Annotated in this window: 15 protein-coding genes; 2 read left to right on the forward strand and 13 right to left on the reverse strand. The window is 51.1% G+C overall.

The window, feature by feature from the left end; translation table 11 throughout:
* Positions 1-49 precede the first annotated feature (49 nt).
* From P0X86_RS20800 to P0X86_RS20830, 7 genes are all read right to left on the reverse strand, one after another.
* Positions 50-976, reverse strand: coding sequence for an S-layer homology domain-containing protein (locus P0X86_RS20800; RefSeq protein ID WP_277746365.1), 927 nt, complete (start codon positions 974-976; stop codon positions 50-52).
* Positions 977-1043: 67 nt separating this feature from the next.
* Positions 1044-1508, reverse strand: a complete 465-nt coding sequence (locus P0X86_RS20805; RefSeq protein WP_015736261.1) for a hypothetical protein — start codon at positions 1506-1508, stop codon at positions 1044-1046.
* A gap of 79 nt (positions 1509-1587) precedes the next feature.
* Complete coding sequence (locus tag P0X86_RS20810) at positions 1588-2319, reverse strand: hypothetical protein (protein WP_277746366.1); 732 nt, start codon at positions 2317-2319, stop codon at positions 1588-1590.
* Complete coding sequence (locus P0X86_RS20815) at positions 2316-3206, reverse strand: ATP-binding cassette domain-containing protein (protein ID WP_277746367.1); 891 nt, start codon at positions 3204-3206, stop codon at positions 2316-2318. The genes P0X86_RS20810 and P0X86_RS20815 overlap by 4 nt, the downstream gene beginning before the upstream one ends.
* 5 nt (positions 3207-3211) lie before the next feature.
* A complete protein-coding gene (locus tag P0X86_RS20820; RefSeq protein ID WP_277746368.1) occupies positions 3212-4453 on the reverse strand; it encodes an ROK family protein in 1242 nt (413 codons plus the stop codon).
* A gap of 167 nt (positions 4454-4620) precedes the next feature.
* Entirely contained in the window at positions 4621-4959 is a 339-nt protein-coding gene (locus P0X86_RS20825; RefSeq protein ID WP_009590455.1) for a four-helix bundle copper-binding protein, read from the reverse strand.
* Between the two features lie 129 nt (positions 4960-5088).
* Complete coding sequence (locus P0X86_RS20830) at positions 5089-6123, reverse strand: CobW family GTP-binding protein (protein WP_277746369.1); 1035 nt, start codon at positions 6121-6123, stop codon at positions 5089-5091.
* 108 nt (positions 6124-6231) lie between these two features.
* Between P0X86_RS20830 and P0X86_RS20835 the strand changes: the two genes are divergently transcribed.
* Positions 6232-6750, forward strand: a complete 519-nt coding sequence (locus P0X86_RS20835; RefSeq protein ID WP_096774471.1) for a MogA/MoaB family molybdenum cofactor biosynthesis protein — start codon at positions 6232-6234, stop codon at positions 6748-6750.
* A 64-nt stretch (positions 6751-6814) separates the two neighbouring features.
* On the opposite strand, the gene P0X86_RS20840 is transcribed toward P0X86_RS20835, so the two are convergent.
* Both P0X86_RS20840 and P0X86_RS20845 read right to left on the reverse strand, forming a co-directional pair.
* Entirely contained in the window at positions 6815-7342 is a 528-nt protein-coding gene (locus P0X86_RS20840) for a hypothetical protein (RefSeq protein WP_096774472.1), read from the reverse strand.
* Positions 7343-7434: 92 nt separating this feature from the next.
* A complete protein-coding gene (locus tag P0X86_RS20845) occupies positions 7435-8433 on the reverse strand; it encodes an NADPH:quinone oxidoreductase family protein (RefSeq protein ID WP_096774473.1) in 999 nt (332 codons plus the stop codon).
* Between the two features lie 645 nt (positions 8434-9078).
* On the opposite strand from P0X86_RS20845, the gene P0X86_RS20850 reads away from it, so the two are divergent.
* Positions 9079-9444, forward strand: coding sequence for a hypothetical protein (locus tag P0X86_RS20850; protein WP_277746370.1), 366 nt, complete (start codon positions 9079-9081; stop codon positions 9442-9444).
* 81 nt (positions 9445-9525) lie between these two features.
* Here the strand turns inward: P0X86_RS20850 and P0X86_RS20855 are convergent, their stop codons facing one another.
* From P0X86_RS20855 to P0X86_RS20870, 4 genes are all read right to left on the reverse strand, one after another.
* A complete protein-coding gene (locus tag P0X86_RS20855) occupies positions 9526-10980 on the reverse strand; it encodes a nicotinate phosphoribosyltransferase (RefSeq protein ID WP_192572602.1) in 1455 nt (484 codons plus the stop codon).
* 57 nt (positions 10981-11037) lie between these two features.
* Entirely contained in the window at positions 11038-11595 is a 558-nt protein-coding gene (locus P0X86_RS20860) for a cysteine hydrolase family protein (RefSeq protein WP_277746371.1), read from the reverse strand.
* A gap of 67 nt (positions 11596-11662) precedes the next feature.
* Complete coding sequence (locus P0X86_RS20865; protein ID WP_015736272.1) at positions 11663-12448, reverse strand: NUDIX hydrolase; 786 nt, start codon at positions 12446-12448, stop codon at positions 11663-11665.
* A 159-nt stretch (positions 12449-12607) separates the two neighbouring features.
* On the reverse strand, positions 12608-13057 hold the full coding sequence (locus P0X86_RS20870) for a YlbF/YmcA family competence regulator (protein WP_015736273.1): 450 nt from the start codon (positions 13055-13057) through the stop codon (positions 12608-12610).
* Positions 13058-13080 lie beyond the last annotated feature (23 nt).

Here is a 13080-nt window from a genome sequence, read left to right on the forward strand (position 1 = left end):
CTTGGGGACAGCCTTCTTTTTTACATATCCTGGAGGCACATGACAAGAATTACTTTGCCGAATCAAAAGTACCGGCTGCTTTGACCGTGATTTTGGTGTATTTGGACGGCACGAGCACGTCATCGGACGATTTTGAGATGACCTGCGGGTACATTTTGTCCAGATCGGGTTGCACCACCTTGAAGTAGATTACGGCTTCGGTGTCGCTAACATAGTCGACCGAAGTAATTTTAATGCCATACCCCGGATTCGGCAGATCTTCCTTGGTTACCGTGACTTTGTTCTGCGATTCGTCCACCTTGACAACGCTTGTGCTTACATCCGGTTCAGATTGCGCCGGCTCTTCGGGTGTCATGTTCTTCTGATGCTCCTCAATGAAGCGAATGGAATTGTATACGAGCTCTGCGGCTTCGATTCGCGATAAACTCTTCGTTGGATGGAACTTGTCGTTCGCGTCCAGCTTCGCGATTTTGGTTAACAGCAGGAATTGCACGGCCCCCCGGCTCTCCTCTTTCATCAGATCCTCGTCGGCCACATGCAAATACATCATGATCACGGGATAATTCCCGGTCTTCTGAATCGCTTCCGAGAGCAAGGTCGCGAACCCTTCGCGCGTGATCGGCTCATTCCATTTCATGTCCGCGGATACCGACAATCCGTTCTGAGCCGCAATGTTCACGGCTTCGGCAAACCAAGCATCCTTCGGAACACTGTCGAACGAGCGGCCCGTAAAGTTCGGCTGCACCTCCAGGCCGGCCGCATTCACGATCATTTGCACCGCCTGAGCGGTCGTTATCGTCTTGGACGGAGCGAATTTGTCGGCGCTGATGCCCTGGATAATCCCTTTCGATTGCAGTTCCTTCACCATTTGCAACGGCTTCTCCTCTTGTATATCCGTAAAAGCAGAGGCGGCGCCGGCACCGAGCAATGACGAAGTGACAAGCATAGCGGTTAATAATTTGGTTGTTTTTTTCATAGTTACACCTCCTATTATTCCTGACGCAGAGGTGCTGGAATATGTTTCATCTGAAGCGCATTTTCTTCTACACGCTTTTTTCGCTATCCAGGCCCAGCTTTATATACATCTCGCGGGAGTAACCTTGAAGCTTCTGCTCCAGCGCTTGGGCTTGGTCCTTAAATGCCGTCAGCTCCCGAATCATTCGGGAACGGCCGGCCGGGCTAAAAGTCTCATGGATCCGTTCTTTGAAATAATCATGAACGATATAGTTTCGCTGCTTCCATACTTCTTTTAATTGAAGCGTCTCTTCCTCGGAGAACGGAAAGTAATGCTGGATCTCATGGACCAGCTGGCCCAGGGAGCTGCTTAGTTTCCGCTGATATAATTGGGTGAAATCTTCCTCTGAAGGCACATTCCCTTGAGAAAGCTTGATCAGCATCAACAAATTCGCGAGCTGCTGCTCAAGGGCCTGTGAATAATACACCGCTAATCCGAAATAGGCAAACAGCTCTTTGGAGTGGTCACTGTCCAGCAGTCGAGTTTGTTTCATGGTATCCTCCTCTAGTATTGGCTGTCTTTACCGTTTCTATTTGTGTATAATCCTATGGTAAAGGAAGACTCCTCCTACTTCAACCTACTTTTCGGATCATGGACGCCGCATCCTTGCGGGAAGCCGTCCATAAATAAACAGCCAGTAATATAAATCCGTAGATGAAGGAATAGGCGATCGTCAGGAGTTTGACGGCCGGTGACCGCTCGTCGGCATGCATGAACAGGTCCATCATGACGGAGACAGGCGGCAGCAAGTAAGGGATGATTCCCCAATAAGCATGATCGAACTGGACAATGGATTGACCGGCCAAGGAAACAATGATCACGATGAATAGTAACCCTGCCGCTCTTCCCTGGTTCTCCATGAAGCCGAACTGAAAGAAAACCGACAGCGAAATGCCCAGCAAGGACATTGCGACATGTCCCGCATAACCAAGTGCAAGCTCGGAGAATGTAATCGGCTTATCGAACATCCCGAAGATGACAGGATAAAGGACAGCGAATGCACTGAATAGGATGGACAGAAGACTTACCGTGATATATTGGGCGGCATAAAACCGTAGGGCCTTGCCGCTATGAACAATCAGGAGCATCGTTTGACGCCCTTGATCGTGATTGTGGAAATTCAACCCCAGCCAAGCTGAGCCGACAAACAGAAAGGCTGCCGTCACGGCATAACTGTCCATGATCGGGTTAGGCCGGTAGGAGTAGAGGAACACCACCGAGATCAGCATGAATGCGATCGGAGCGAAGTATCGATAAGATCTTGTGTAACTGGCAAGCAAGTAACGAATCAGGGATCCCATCATGCTCCCTCCCCCTCCATAGGCTGGCCCGAACCCGCGCGCTCGGGCTCTTTCATTTCCCCGCGCCAAGGCTCAAGCCGTATCAGCGAACCGCCAGACTGCAAAATATCCAGCAGCATGTCGTCCGTTGCCTGCCGCGTAACCATCATCGATGCCGGGTTGCCTCTGGATATCCAAAAGAGAAACCCGGGGCGGCGTTCAAGCTCCAGCATGTTGTCTGGCGAAACGTGCGTGAATTCCAGCTTCATCCGCTCTAAATGCGGACTCCTTTCGAGCAATCCGTCCCGCTCGATCCGCCCCTGCCGCAGCCGCGTCTCCCGGTCAGCCAGCGATGCAATAAGCAGCGGCTCGTGAACGGACATCACGATAGCCGTTCCTTGTCTTTTGATCTCGGTCAGAATGCCGATCATCTCCATCTGGGAGGACTCGTCCAATCCCGAAAGCGGCTCATCCAGAAGCAGCAGATCGGGCTGGCTAAGCAAGGCCTGCATGATATTGACCTTTTGCAGCATCCCCTTGGAGCATAGCGTCATCTTCATGTCCTGCAATTGAAACACATTCAGCATGGCATCGATCCGCTTCGCGGCTTCTTGTTTGTCCATGCCCTGAATGCCGGCCATATGGCGCAAATATTCGGAAGGGCGAAACCGCAGCACAGGAAAACGTTCCGGTACATAGCCGACGCGCAGCGATGTCCCATATTCGATCCTGGACCCTTCAGACGGGTTAGCAAGCCCCGCTATCACATGCAGCATGGTGCTCTTGCCTGCGCCATTGCTTCCCGTTATCGCAACGCACTCAGCGCGGGAGATGCTCCAGGTGATGTTATGCAGGACGGCATACTTGCCGAAACGCTTATGTACTCCGTTCAATTCCAGCAGCTCCTGCAAACACTTCAACTCCTGTTCACGTATTCTGGTGTTTGTATTTCGTTCAGGTATTTTTCGAACACGATCGTGCCGGCGCCTATGACGCCCGCATACTCTCCCAACTCGGATGGCTGAAGCACGATTTTATCTTGAAAGCTGGACAAGCTTCTGTTATATGATGTTTCTCTTACATATGTGAAGTAATCCGGGTACCGGTTCGCAAGGACTCCACCGATGATCATCGTTTCCGGGGTTAGCAGGTTAATGACATTAGCCAGGGATATACCGACATAACGAGCCGATTCGTTCAGCATATTGGCAGCCAATGGATCTCCGTCCAGACCGGCCGTGATCACATCGGTGATGTCCAATCCGTGATCATTGCCATCAAACGAGGATTGAAGAGAACTGGCAGCTCCGCGCCGCAGCTCTTCTCCGACCCTGCGGACGATGGCCATACCGGATGCGATCGCTTCCAGGCAGCCGGTATTGCCGCAATTGCAGCGCGGACCGTCAATATCGATCGTGCAGTGCCCGATCTCACCGGCTCCATAAGGGTAACCCTGATATATTTTCTGGTTGAAGATCAATCCGCTTCCGATCCCGATATCCGCATCCACGTATACCAAATGGTTGAAATGCCTGCCGTTTCCATACCATAACTCACCGAGTGCCATCACGTTAGCGTCCTTCTCGATTTGCGTCGGAAGCTCCGTATTCTCCTCGATCAGTCCCTTTAATCGTACCTGATGCAGTCCGGGAAGGTTCGGCGGAGACAGAATCTTGCCTTGGACCGGATCAAGCGGTCCCGGTGCTCCCACCCCTATACCGATGATTTGGGACTTCAGGCCCGACTCGTCCAATACGTCTTGGATCGTAGAGATTATGACATTCACCACGCTGCCGCGATTGGCGTTATTTTCAAAGGAGGAACGTTTCTCCATCATCGCTTTCCCCTGCAAATTAATGACTGCCGCTCTTACGGAGGAGGCGCTGATATGAACGCCAACCGTATAAATATCACCGGGATTCAAGGAGATGAGTTTGGGCTTCCTACCCCGGCTGGACTCGTCGTAAAACCCGGCTTCAGCAATCAATCGATCCTTCATCAGCTCATCCACCAAATTGTTCACGGCGGTAAACGTCAAATTCATCTTGGCCGCGATTTCCGCTTTCGTTAAACTGCCGTAGTCGCGGAGCAGCGCGATAATGCCGATACGATTCAGGTTTTTGACATGCTGATTGTTCTTGCCAACGGAACTGTTCATCTTACAACCTCATTCTTTTTACCCATAATTGTTCTTGCCCTCTCACACATCTATCATAGGGGAAAATTCGGAGTTAGTAAAATCCATTACTCGAACCGCAAATGAAAAGCCTGACCTCCTAATCGGAAATCAGGCCTAGTTATATCACACATAAGAAACTAGTTAGATTAAACGTGGCTCAGCATTTCGCGGCATGCTTCGGCACATTTCCGGCATGCTTCCGCACATTGTTTGCAATGCTCATGATCATGCTTCTCGCACTCTTCCGCGCAAGCCAGGCATGCCTTGATGCACAGCTCGCAAATCTCCTTAACGTAAGGGCTTTTGCGGGACATGGCTTGAGCCGCAAACGCGCAAATATCCGCACACTCTCTATCGAGTGTAATACAATCGCGAAGCATGGCCAGCTCGTATTCTTTCAGGCAGGATACATAGCATACATTGCAAGCGTTCATACATTGGAGACATGCTTCGATGCATTCTTTATATTTGAGTTCATTTAACATTGGATAGATCCTCCTTGTAGTTATTACGCTATGCCTTTGTATTAAACGTTCAACTGCCCTCTGAATCAAACCCGGCCAGAAAGTCCCAAGGTACAATTGCCCAGAATGGTCAGGCAAAAAATGGCTGACTTATGCCCGGCTTGTCTTCCCCTCCAGCTGTTCAAGCTGCTCCCTTAGCAGCGATTTCTGAAAATGCTCCCCGATAAACACCACCACATCCGGCACTTGGCCCTGGGGCGTTATTTTCATGAAATCGGATTCGCGAAACGCGTACTGGAACAAAAAACGGCTGTTCGTATCGCTGAAAGTGAGAATGCCCTTCGCCCGGTATACATCTCTTGGCAGCCCGGCTATCAATCGTTCGAACTCCACGCTGTTTACCGGATGGCTGAAGTAGTATGTGTACGACATGACATGATCATGGGAGCCATGTTCATGTGTATGGTCGTGGTTGTGGTCATGCTTATGGCTGTTGGCTTGCTTGTTCTTGTCTGTGTGCTCATGGGCATCCCCGGCCTCGCGATGATGTACAATCGAATGCTCGTTCCGTTCCCCGGGATCGCTCTGCAGCAAATCTTCAACATTCAAGTCGCAGCGCACCGAAGAAACAATCGGGGCATGCGGATTCCACCGCTTCACCAGCTCTCGAATCGTCTCTCTGTCCCGTTCCTCGACCAGGTCCATTTTATTAAGGACAAGCGCGGAGGCTGCGCGAATCTGCTCCTGCATCAACCGGTAGGTCTTTCCCTTCTGCTCTATGTTCAAATGCAGCAGATGCGCGGCATCCACGACGGTGATCAGTTTTTTCACGTCAATTCTCATATATAATGAAGCTTCCGCGGTTGCGTCCAGAATCTCCATCGGATTGGCGATCCCCGTCGCTTCGATAACGATGACATCCGGCCGCTCCCGCTGGATCAGCATCGCAATTTCGGATGATAAATCGGAACGAATGGTGCAACAGATGCAGCCGCTCAGCATCTCTGCCGTCGGCACCGCTTCATCGGCTGCCAGCCCTTCAATGTTAACCTCGCCGATCTCGTTCATGACAATGGCCGGCCGCAATCCCTGCTGCTTGAAAGAGGCAATGAGGCGGCTAAGCAATGTCGTTTTTCCACTGCCGAGAAAACCTGATAAAATATAAATGGGTGTTACGTGCTCCACGTTCCATACTCCTTTGCGCACATTGTTTATTATGCTAGCGAGTGTACTACATTTCATCCGTCTACCGCAAGCGTCCCGCCATTAACTGAACAGGAGTTGTCATAACGCATGAATTCGACGCAAGAACATAAACAGCAATCCCCCGCTTCCGTGAACTGTATGGTGATTACGGTTTCGGACACGCGGACGAAGGACACGGACAAGAGCGGCAAACTGATGATCGGCTTGCTTGAAGAAGCCGGACATGCCGTTGTGGCATACAGCATTGTTCCAGACGACTACGAAACGATCCGTGAAACGATTTATTCCGCGGTCAGCGCTCCGGAGATCGATATCGTGTTATTAACCGGCGGAACAGGCATCTCGAGCCGGGATACCACCTATGAAGCGGTCTCTTCGCTGCTGGATAAAGAACTCCCGGGATTCGGAGAGATCTTCCGCTTCCTTAGCTTCACCGAAGATATCGGGTCTGCGGCTATATTAAGCCGCGCGATCGGCGGCACGATAAGCCACACGGCCGTCTTCTCGATGCCGGGTTCCAGCGGTGCCGTAAAACTTGCGATGAACCGTATCCTCCTGCCTGAGCTGCGGCACGTCAAATATGAGCTGGATAAACACCGATCATAACCAACTCACGCCTGGCACCATGCAAAAGGCCGGATGCATATGGGCATCCGGCCTTAGCTGTATCCTAACTGCTGGCGCGTCGTTGATGTTTGGCAAGCAGGGAGGGCGCTATTTTTTTGACCTGATCATAATAGTTATCCGTTTTGTCGCCCGTCGATGTATATACGATGGACGTTTCCTTGTCACTTATGATCAGATTATGCCCGCCGGCCGCATTGGCATCCCCTTCCGTTACGCCATAGATTTCCTTGAGCCCTTTTTCCCTGGCCGCTTGATCCTGATAGACATACACGGTAATAAACTGGCTTGCATCATAATTGATCCGGTATTGATACGTGATATTGCCGACGTTGTCCTCTACATAGGTTTCGTTGGTCAACGGCATATTGGCCTGGTTGAACGAGGCTTGGAGATCCTCAAGGAATTTTCCGTTCATGCCCCGGCCTGATATCCGGGCCTCCCTGGAGCCTTCCTCGTAAGCCCTCATGTTATATAGGCGCATCTCGTCCTTGGCCACCTGCTTGGAACAACCGACCGATATGGCAAGAATGGAACAAAGCAATAAAGCGGTGACGATTCTGCGATAATTCATGTTCACTCACCCTTCCTTAGGTGTCAGAGGTTGCCTTCCCTTAGATTGCCTGAGGATGAGGAACATTATGCGTATGCGAAATCAGGGTAATATTACAAAGCGATGACGCTTCTTCCAACCGCCCCGCCTTTAAGAATGGTGTTCAGCACTACAGGCAGATCGGTTAGTCCGTATTCGGTAATTCCTTCTTGAAGCACGGATGCCGGCTTCCATTCATCGGCCAGCTTCGACCATACTGATCGGCGGTAGGCCATTGGGCAGTACACCGAGTCGATGCCCAGGAGATTGATTCCCCTCAGTATGAACGGAAACACCGTCGTTTCAAACGCACCGCCGCCCGTCATGCCGGAAACGGCGACGCTTCCGCCGTATTGCACGCTTTTCAGGATGGCGCCCAAGTGATTACCACCGACGGGATCTACCACGGCTGCCCATCGCTCGGCAGAGATGGCCCCCTTGGAGGCTGCCGCAGCTTCTTCCCTGGAGATCACTTCATGGGCTCCCAGCTGTAAAAGCCAGTTCCTCTGACTGGATTTTCCTGTGGATGCCGTCACGTGATAGCCTAACTGGCTTAGGATGGACACTGCGAAGCTGCCTACTCCCCCCGTTGCTCCCGTAACTAGGACGGAACCCTGTTCCTGCCGCAGTCCATTCCGTATCAAGGCTTCTATCGATAATGCAGCCGTAAAACCTGCGGTACCGATGGCCATCGCATCACGCGGTGACAAGCCCTGCGGCAGCGGGACAAGCCATTCTCCCTTAACCCTCGCATATTGGCTGAACCCGCCTTCATGAGATACCCCTAATTCATAACCGGTACAAAGAACGGCATCGCCCTCCTTGTAATCCGCATGAGCGGAATGCACGACCGTCCCTGCCAGGTCAATGCCCGGAATGAACGGATACCGGCGGACAATTTTCCCTTCCGGTATGCTGGCCAGCCCGTCTTTATAGTTAACCCCGCTGTATAACACCCGCACGATAACGTCGCCTTCGGGCAGCCGATCCAAACTCATGTTCTCCACGCTGCCGCGAACCCCTTGCTCATCTCGACGAAGCACATAGGCTTGAAATTCGGTTTCGTTGTCCACACATATCACTCCTTGGGTTAGTTTAGGTGCTGTAAAGCAATCTGGATTGGCACCATGTGTCGAAGCTTTATACATGCTCTCGGAATATGGCGACTTATGCACTTTCCCGAGAAATGATCCAGTATCGTCTTTTATAATCAGAATTGTGTTATTATGGAAAAAAGAATACTTTTATAAAAAAATTATCAGCTGGAGTTGAAATCCACGTTATGACTCATTTTGATTATGGATCTAGACGTAGATCCTTCCGCTTCTCATTCTGGCTCACTCTGGTGACACTATTTCTGTTACCGGTCGTCCATAAACCGATCAACCAGATTTTTGGATTCCTTGGTATACATACACAATCAGGGGGCATTGCCGGCTCGTTTCTCGTTTTCTTTCTAAGCTTGGGTCTCGTTCTAACGCTGTTTAGACTCGTCTTCTGGGTTTTTCCCTTTAATTACCTGGCCTGGTCTCAAAGTGTTCGCACTAATCGGCCTCCTCTTCATATTAATGACAGGGATCTACGAATACACAAGCACACACCGCTCGATCGAAGCGGCGGTATTCGAGGAGAAACATGCTTTTTTTGAAGCACCTTACAGCATTAATCATGCTGAAATCATACAATCCGAATTAACCTCTGAGAAGGCTTATTCTTTCGTGGTGACATCTAGAGCGGGACTACAATTATCCGTCTATACCAAAGGATGGTTCGGATGGAAGATGTCCGCCGTATCTATATTATACCCTTCTCCCAAGAATCCCTCTTCTCCGTCCGTATTCTCGGAGACAAGCATGGATTCATCACTCGTCTTTGGCCTGTATAGAAGCACAGAGCCCATTCGGATTCAAGTAAATGGTCAGCCGGCACATACCATACCCTACCAACAACTGAGGCCGGATGTCAGTGAAGATTTGTACATATGGTATTACGAACGCCAGCCCGACATGCTAGAGAACAAGGACAAGGTTCATCTCACCGCGCGTGACGTCAACGGAAGCATAGTGGATCGACTTGACCTATAGGCCAAATACCAAAAGACGCTCCCTTCTCCTGCCAAGCGGCAAGATTGGGGAAGCGTCTTTTTCATTGGTGTATTTTATATTCTAATCTTCATGCTGTTCCATGAACTCGGCCATCATCCGCTGTTTCACTTCCCAGACCTCTTCGCTCAGGTTCACGCGGTATATCTCCGGATTCAGCTTACGCAAATACTCGGGCCAGAACTGTCCCAGCTGTGCGTCATGATAGCTGCGGATTTCCTCCAGCTCCGGCAGTACATACACCAATTCGCCATTCTGGAATATCGGTTCCAGCATGGACACCGCTTCAAAGTTCTTCACGTTTTTGCGCATGTAAGGATGCAGCGGATTAAATAGCTTCAGCTTGCCGCTTTCCGGCGGCATTTCCTCTTCCGGGAAGCAGATGTAATCGGCGATCGCTTTGCCGCTGCCCTTGGATATGATGCGGTACACGTCCTTTTTGCCGGGGGTGGACACTTTTTCAGGGTTGCCCGAGATTTTGATGGTCGGTACCATTTTCCCGTCAACCTCCCGCTCCACCAGCTTATAAACGCCTCCGAGCGCAGGCTGGTCGGCCGCCGTGATCAGCTGGGTACCGACGCCCCAAGTATCCACTTTAGCCCCCTGTGCCTTGAGATCCAGAATCGTTCCTTCATCCAGATCGTTGGAAGCCACGATGCCGACGTAATGAAGACCGGCCTCATCCAGCATCTTCCTTGCCTGAATCGACAGGTAAGCCAAATCCCCGCTGTCCAGACGAATGGCATTCATCCGCTTTCCTTGGGCCTCCAGCTTCTTCGCTGTCGCGATGGCATGGGGAATCCCGCTCTTTAACGTATCGAAGGTATCCACCAGCAGCGTCACTTGATCCGGCATGACCTCGGCAAAAATATCAAATGCCTCCTGCTCGCTCCGGAAGGTCTGCACCCAGGAATGCGCATGCGTGCCTTTGGTCGGAATGCCGAATTTCTCGCCGGCCAGCATATTCGAGGTAGCATGGAAGCCGGCCAGATACGCTGCACGGGCTCCCCACACGGCCGCATCCGCTTCCTGCGCGCGTCTTGTGCCAAACTCCAGCAAGGTATCGCCGCCGGCCACCTGACGGATGCGGGAGGCCTTGGTCGCGATCAAGGTCTGAAAATTCATGAAGTTCAGGAGCGCGGTTTCGACCAGCTGCGTCTCGAAAATGGTGCCTTCCACCCGAATGAGCGGTTCGTTCGGGAATACCAGCGCCCCCTCCTTCATGGAATGAATATTCCCTTGAAACCGGAAGCGGCGAAGCTCCTCCAGAAATTCAGGCTTATACTTCTCTTCCTGTTTGGCCAGATACGCGATATCCTCATCCGAGAAACGCAAGGACTCGATATAATGCACGATCCTTTCCAGTCCGGCAAAAACGGCGTACCCGTTACCGAACGGCAGCTTGCGGAAATATCCCTCAAACACCGCACGCGTACGATGAGAGCCGTTAATCCAATGCGCATACATCATGTTGATCTGGTATTTGTCCGTATGTAGTGCTAATCCTGCTGTCAGCATCACGATCATCCTCCAGTATGACCCGGTTCATCCATGCTTCCGGGTAGTTCGAGCTGTCTATCGATTAAGAAATTCTTCGCTTCGCACAACGGCTGCCCCGAGACTGCCCTGAAAGTGGCTTAACGCCCACTTATGCCCCTCCGGATTGAAGCTGGCAATGCCATCTTCATACACCGTTATTTTGTACCCGTAATTATACGCATCCACGGCAGTATGCAGCACGCAGATGTCGGTGCATACCCCGACAAGATCGACTTCGGTAATCCCGCGTTCCCGCAGCTTCTGGTTCAGATCCGTACCGCAGAATGCGCTGTATCTTGTTTTATCCATCCAATAGATCGTATCCTTGCGATCCTCATAGACCTGTTGTAACTCGCCGTATAATTCCCGCCCCCGGGTTCCCCGGATGTTATGCGGAGGAAACAGCTTGGTTTCGGGGTGAAAAGCGTCGTCCTGCTCATGCAGGTCCACGGCCATGACGACAAAATCCCCGCGATCGCTGTATAATCGGGTCAACTCTGCAATGGTCTTCTGAATGTCGATGGCGGGTTTCCCTACCGGCAGGTTACCATCCACGAAATCATTCGTGAAATCTATCACGATTAAGGCTTTCATCTGACACACTCCTCTACGATATGATTAATGTGATCGATAAAATAACAGCGGTTGAATCATAGACCTGCTACGTATAAATCGATAGCAGCGGCGCATGATCCGTAAATCGGTACAATTGGGCCGGACGTTGGGAATATTGGTTGGAGCTTAGCGGCTTGCCGTTCTCATCCCGCGCTTCTTCCAGTATCCCCTGTCTGCTGCGGGTCGATGTGATTTTACGGATAAAGTTGGGTTCGTTGAACTCGGGCACAACCGTCTGGATGACCTGGTATAACTCGCTCAGCGTAAAATGCTCCGGCAAAAACTGCCTGGCAATCGTCGTTTGCAGCATTTGCAGCTGAATCTTGCGGTAAGCATCCATAATAATATCCCTGTGGTCAAAAGCAAGCTCCAGCTCCTCCAAAGCTTCCGCGACCGTAAACAGGCCAACCTCTTCCGCGTCATCGGCAGCCTGGCGGTGCTCCAGCATCCACTCCTCTACGAGCGCATAGAAGGCATGGCTGATAATCCAGCCTCTTGGATCACGTCCCGGCGCGCTATACACGCCCAAGTACTCCAAGTGTCCGCCGTCCACCCCGGTCTCTTCCTTCAGCTCCCGTTTGGCGGCATCGTAAATCGACTCGCTTTCACGGCAAAAACCGCCGGGAAGCGCCCACATGCCGGCACAAGGCCATGACCTGCGCCGGATCAGCATCACCTTAAGCTCCCGAATGGGCAGTGTCTTGGTAAAGGTCTTCCGTTCCCGCTTCGTCAAGGTAAACATCACGATATCGGCGGGCACACCGTCCGGTGTTCTGTATTTCTTGGCACTGCTCTTTGGCGCCTGTTCGCGATCCGTCATTTCCATCACCATAACTATTAATTTGATAATTTCATTATGACATATTTAAAAACGATGTCAAGGATTTCCTAGCCCAATCTCTATATAAGTTTACTATGCCCTATCCATCCTCATTCTGTGCATGTTAACAAGAACAGAAAAGGTGCGGAACCATTCCGCACCTCGTTTCCTCTATCCGCAGCTGCTTGGCGGCGTATCTTTGCCTGTTTCCACGTTCACTTTTTCCGAAACGGTATCGTGAATCACGGACACGACCAGCTGAAGGAGATAATTAATGTCGCTCTGACTTTGCTGGAACTCCATCACGAGCGGAATGCTGTCGATCTCCTCCTGCAGCTCTTCGATCTCGCGTTCGATTTTTGCTACCATGTCCTTGTTCTGGAACGTTTCAAAAGCTACGATTTCTTTTTGCTTTTTCTTAATGGTTTTGATCAGGTTTTGGACCCGTTCGTGATTCTGGATCTTCTCTTCCGCTTGCTTAAACATCTGAACTTCTTCGCTTGTGGATATTAAATTCGCCAGCTCGCCGGCTTTCGCCAGAATATCGTCGCGTATAATCAATTCACGCGTATTGTAAGTGGACATACCGTAGGTGTTGGTACGAACATGATCATGTGCCAAGGTTCATCGCTCCAATTCTTCAT

Origin of the sequence: Paenibacillus sp. BR1-192 (assembly GCF_029542445.1) — a bacterium.
Lineage (GTDB): Bacteria > Bacillota > Bacilli > Paenibacillales > Paenibacillaceae > Paenibacillus_AQ > Paenibacillus_AQ lautus_A.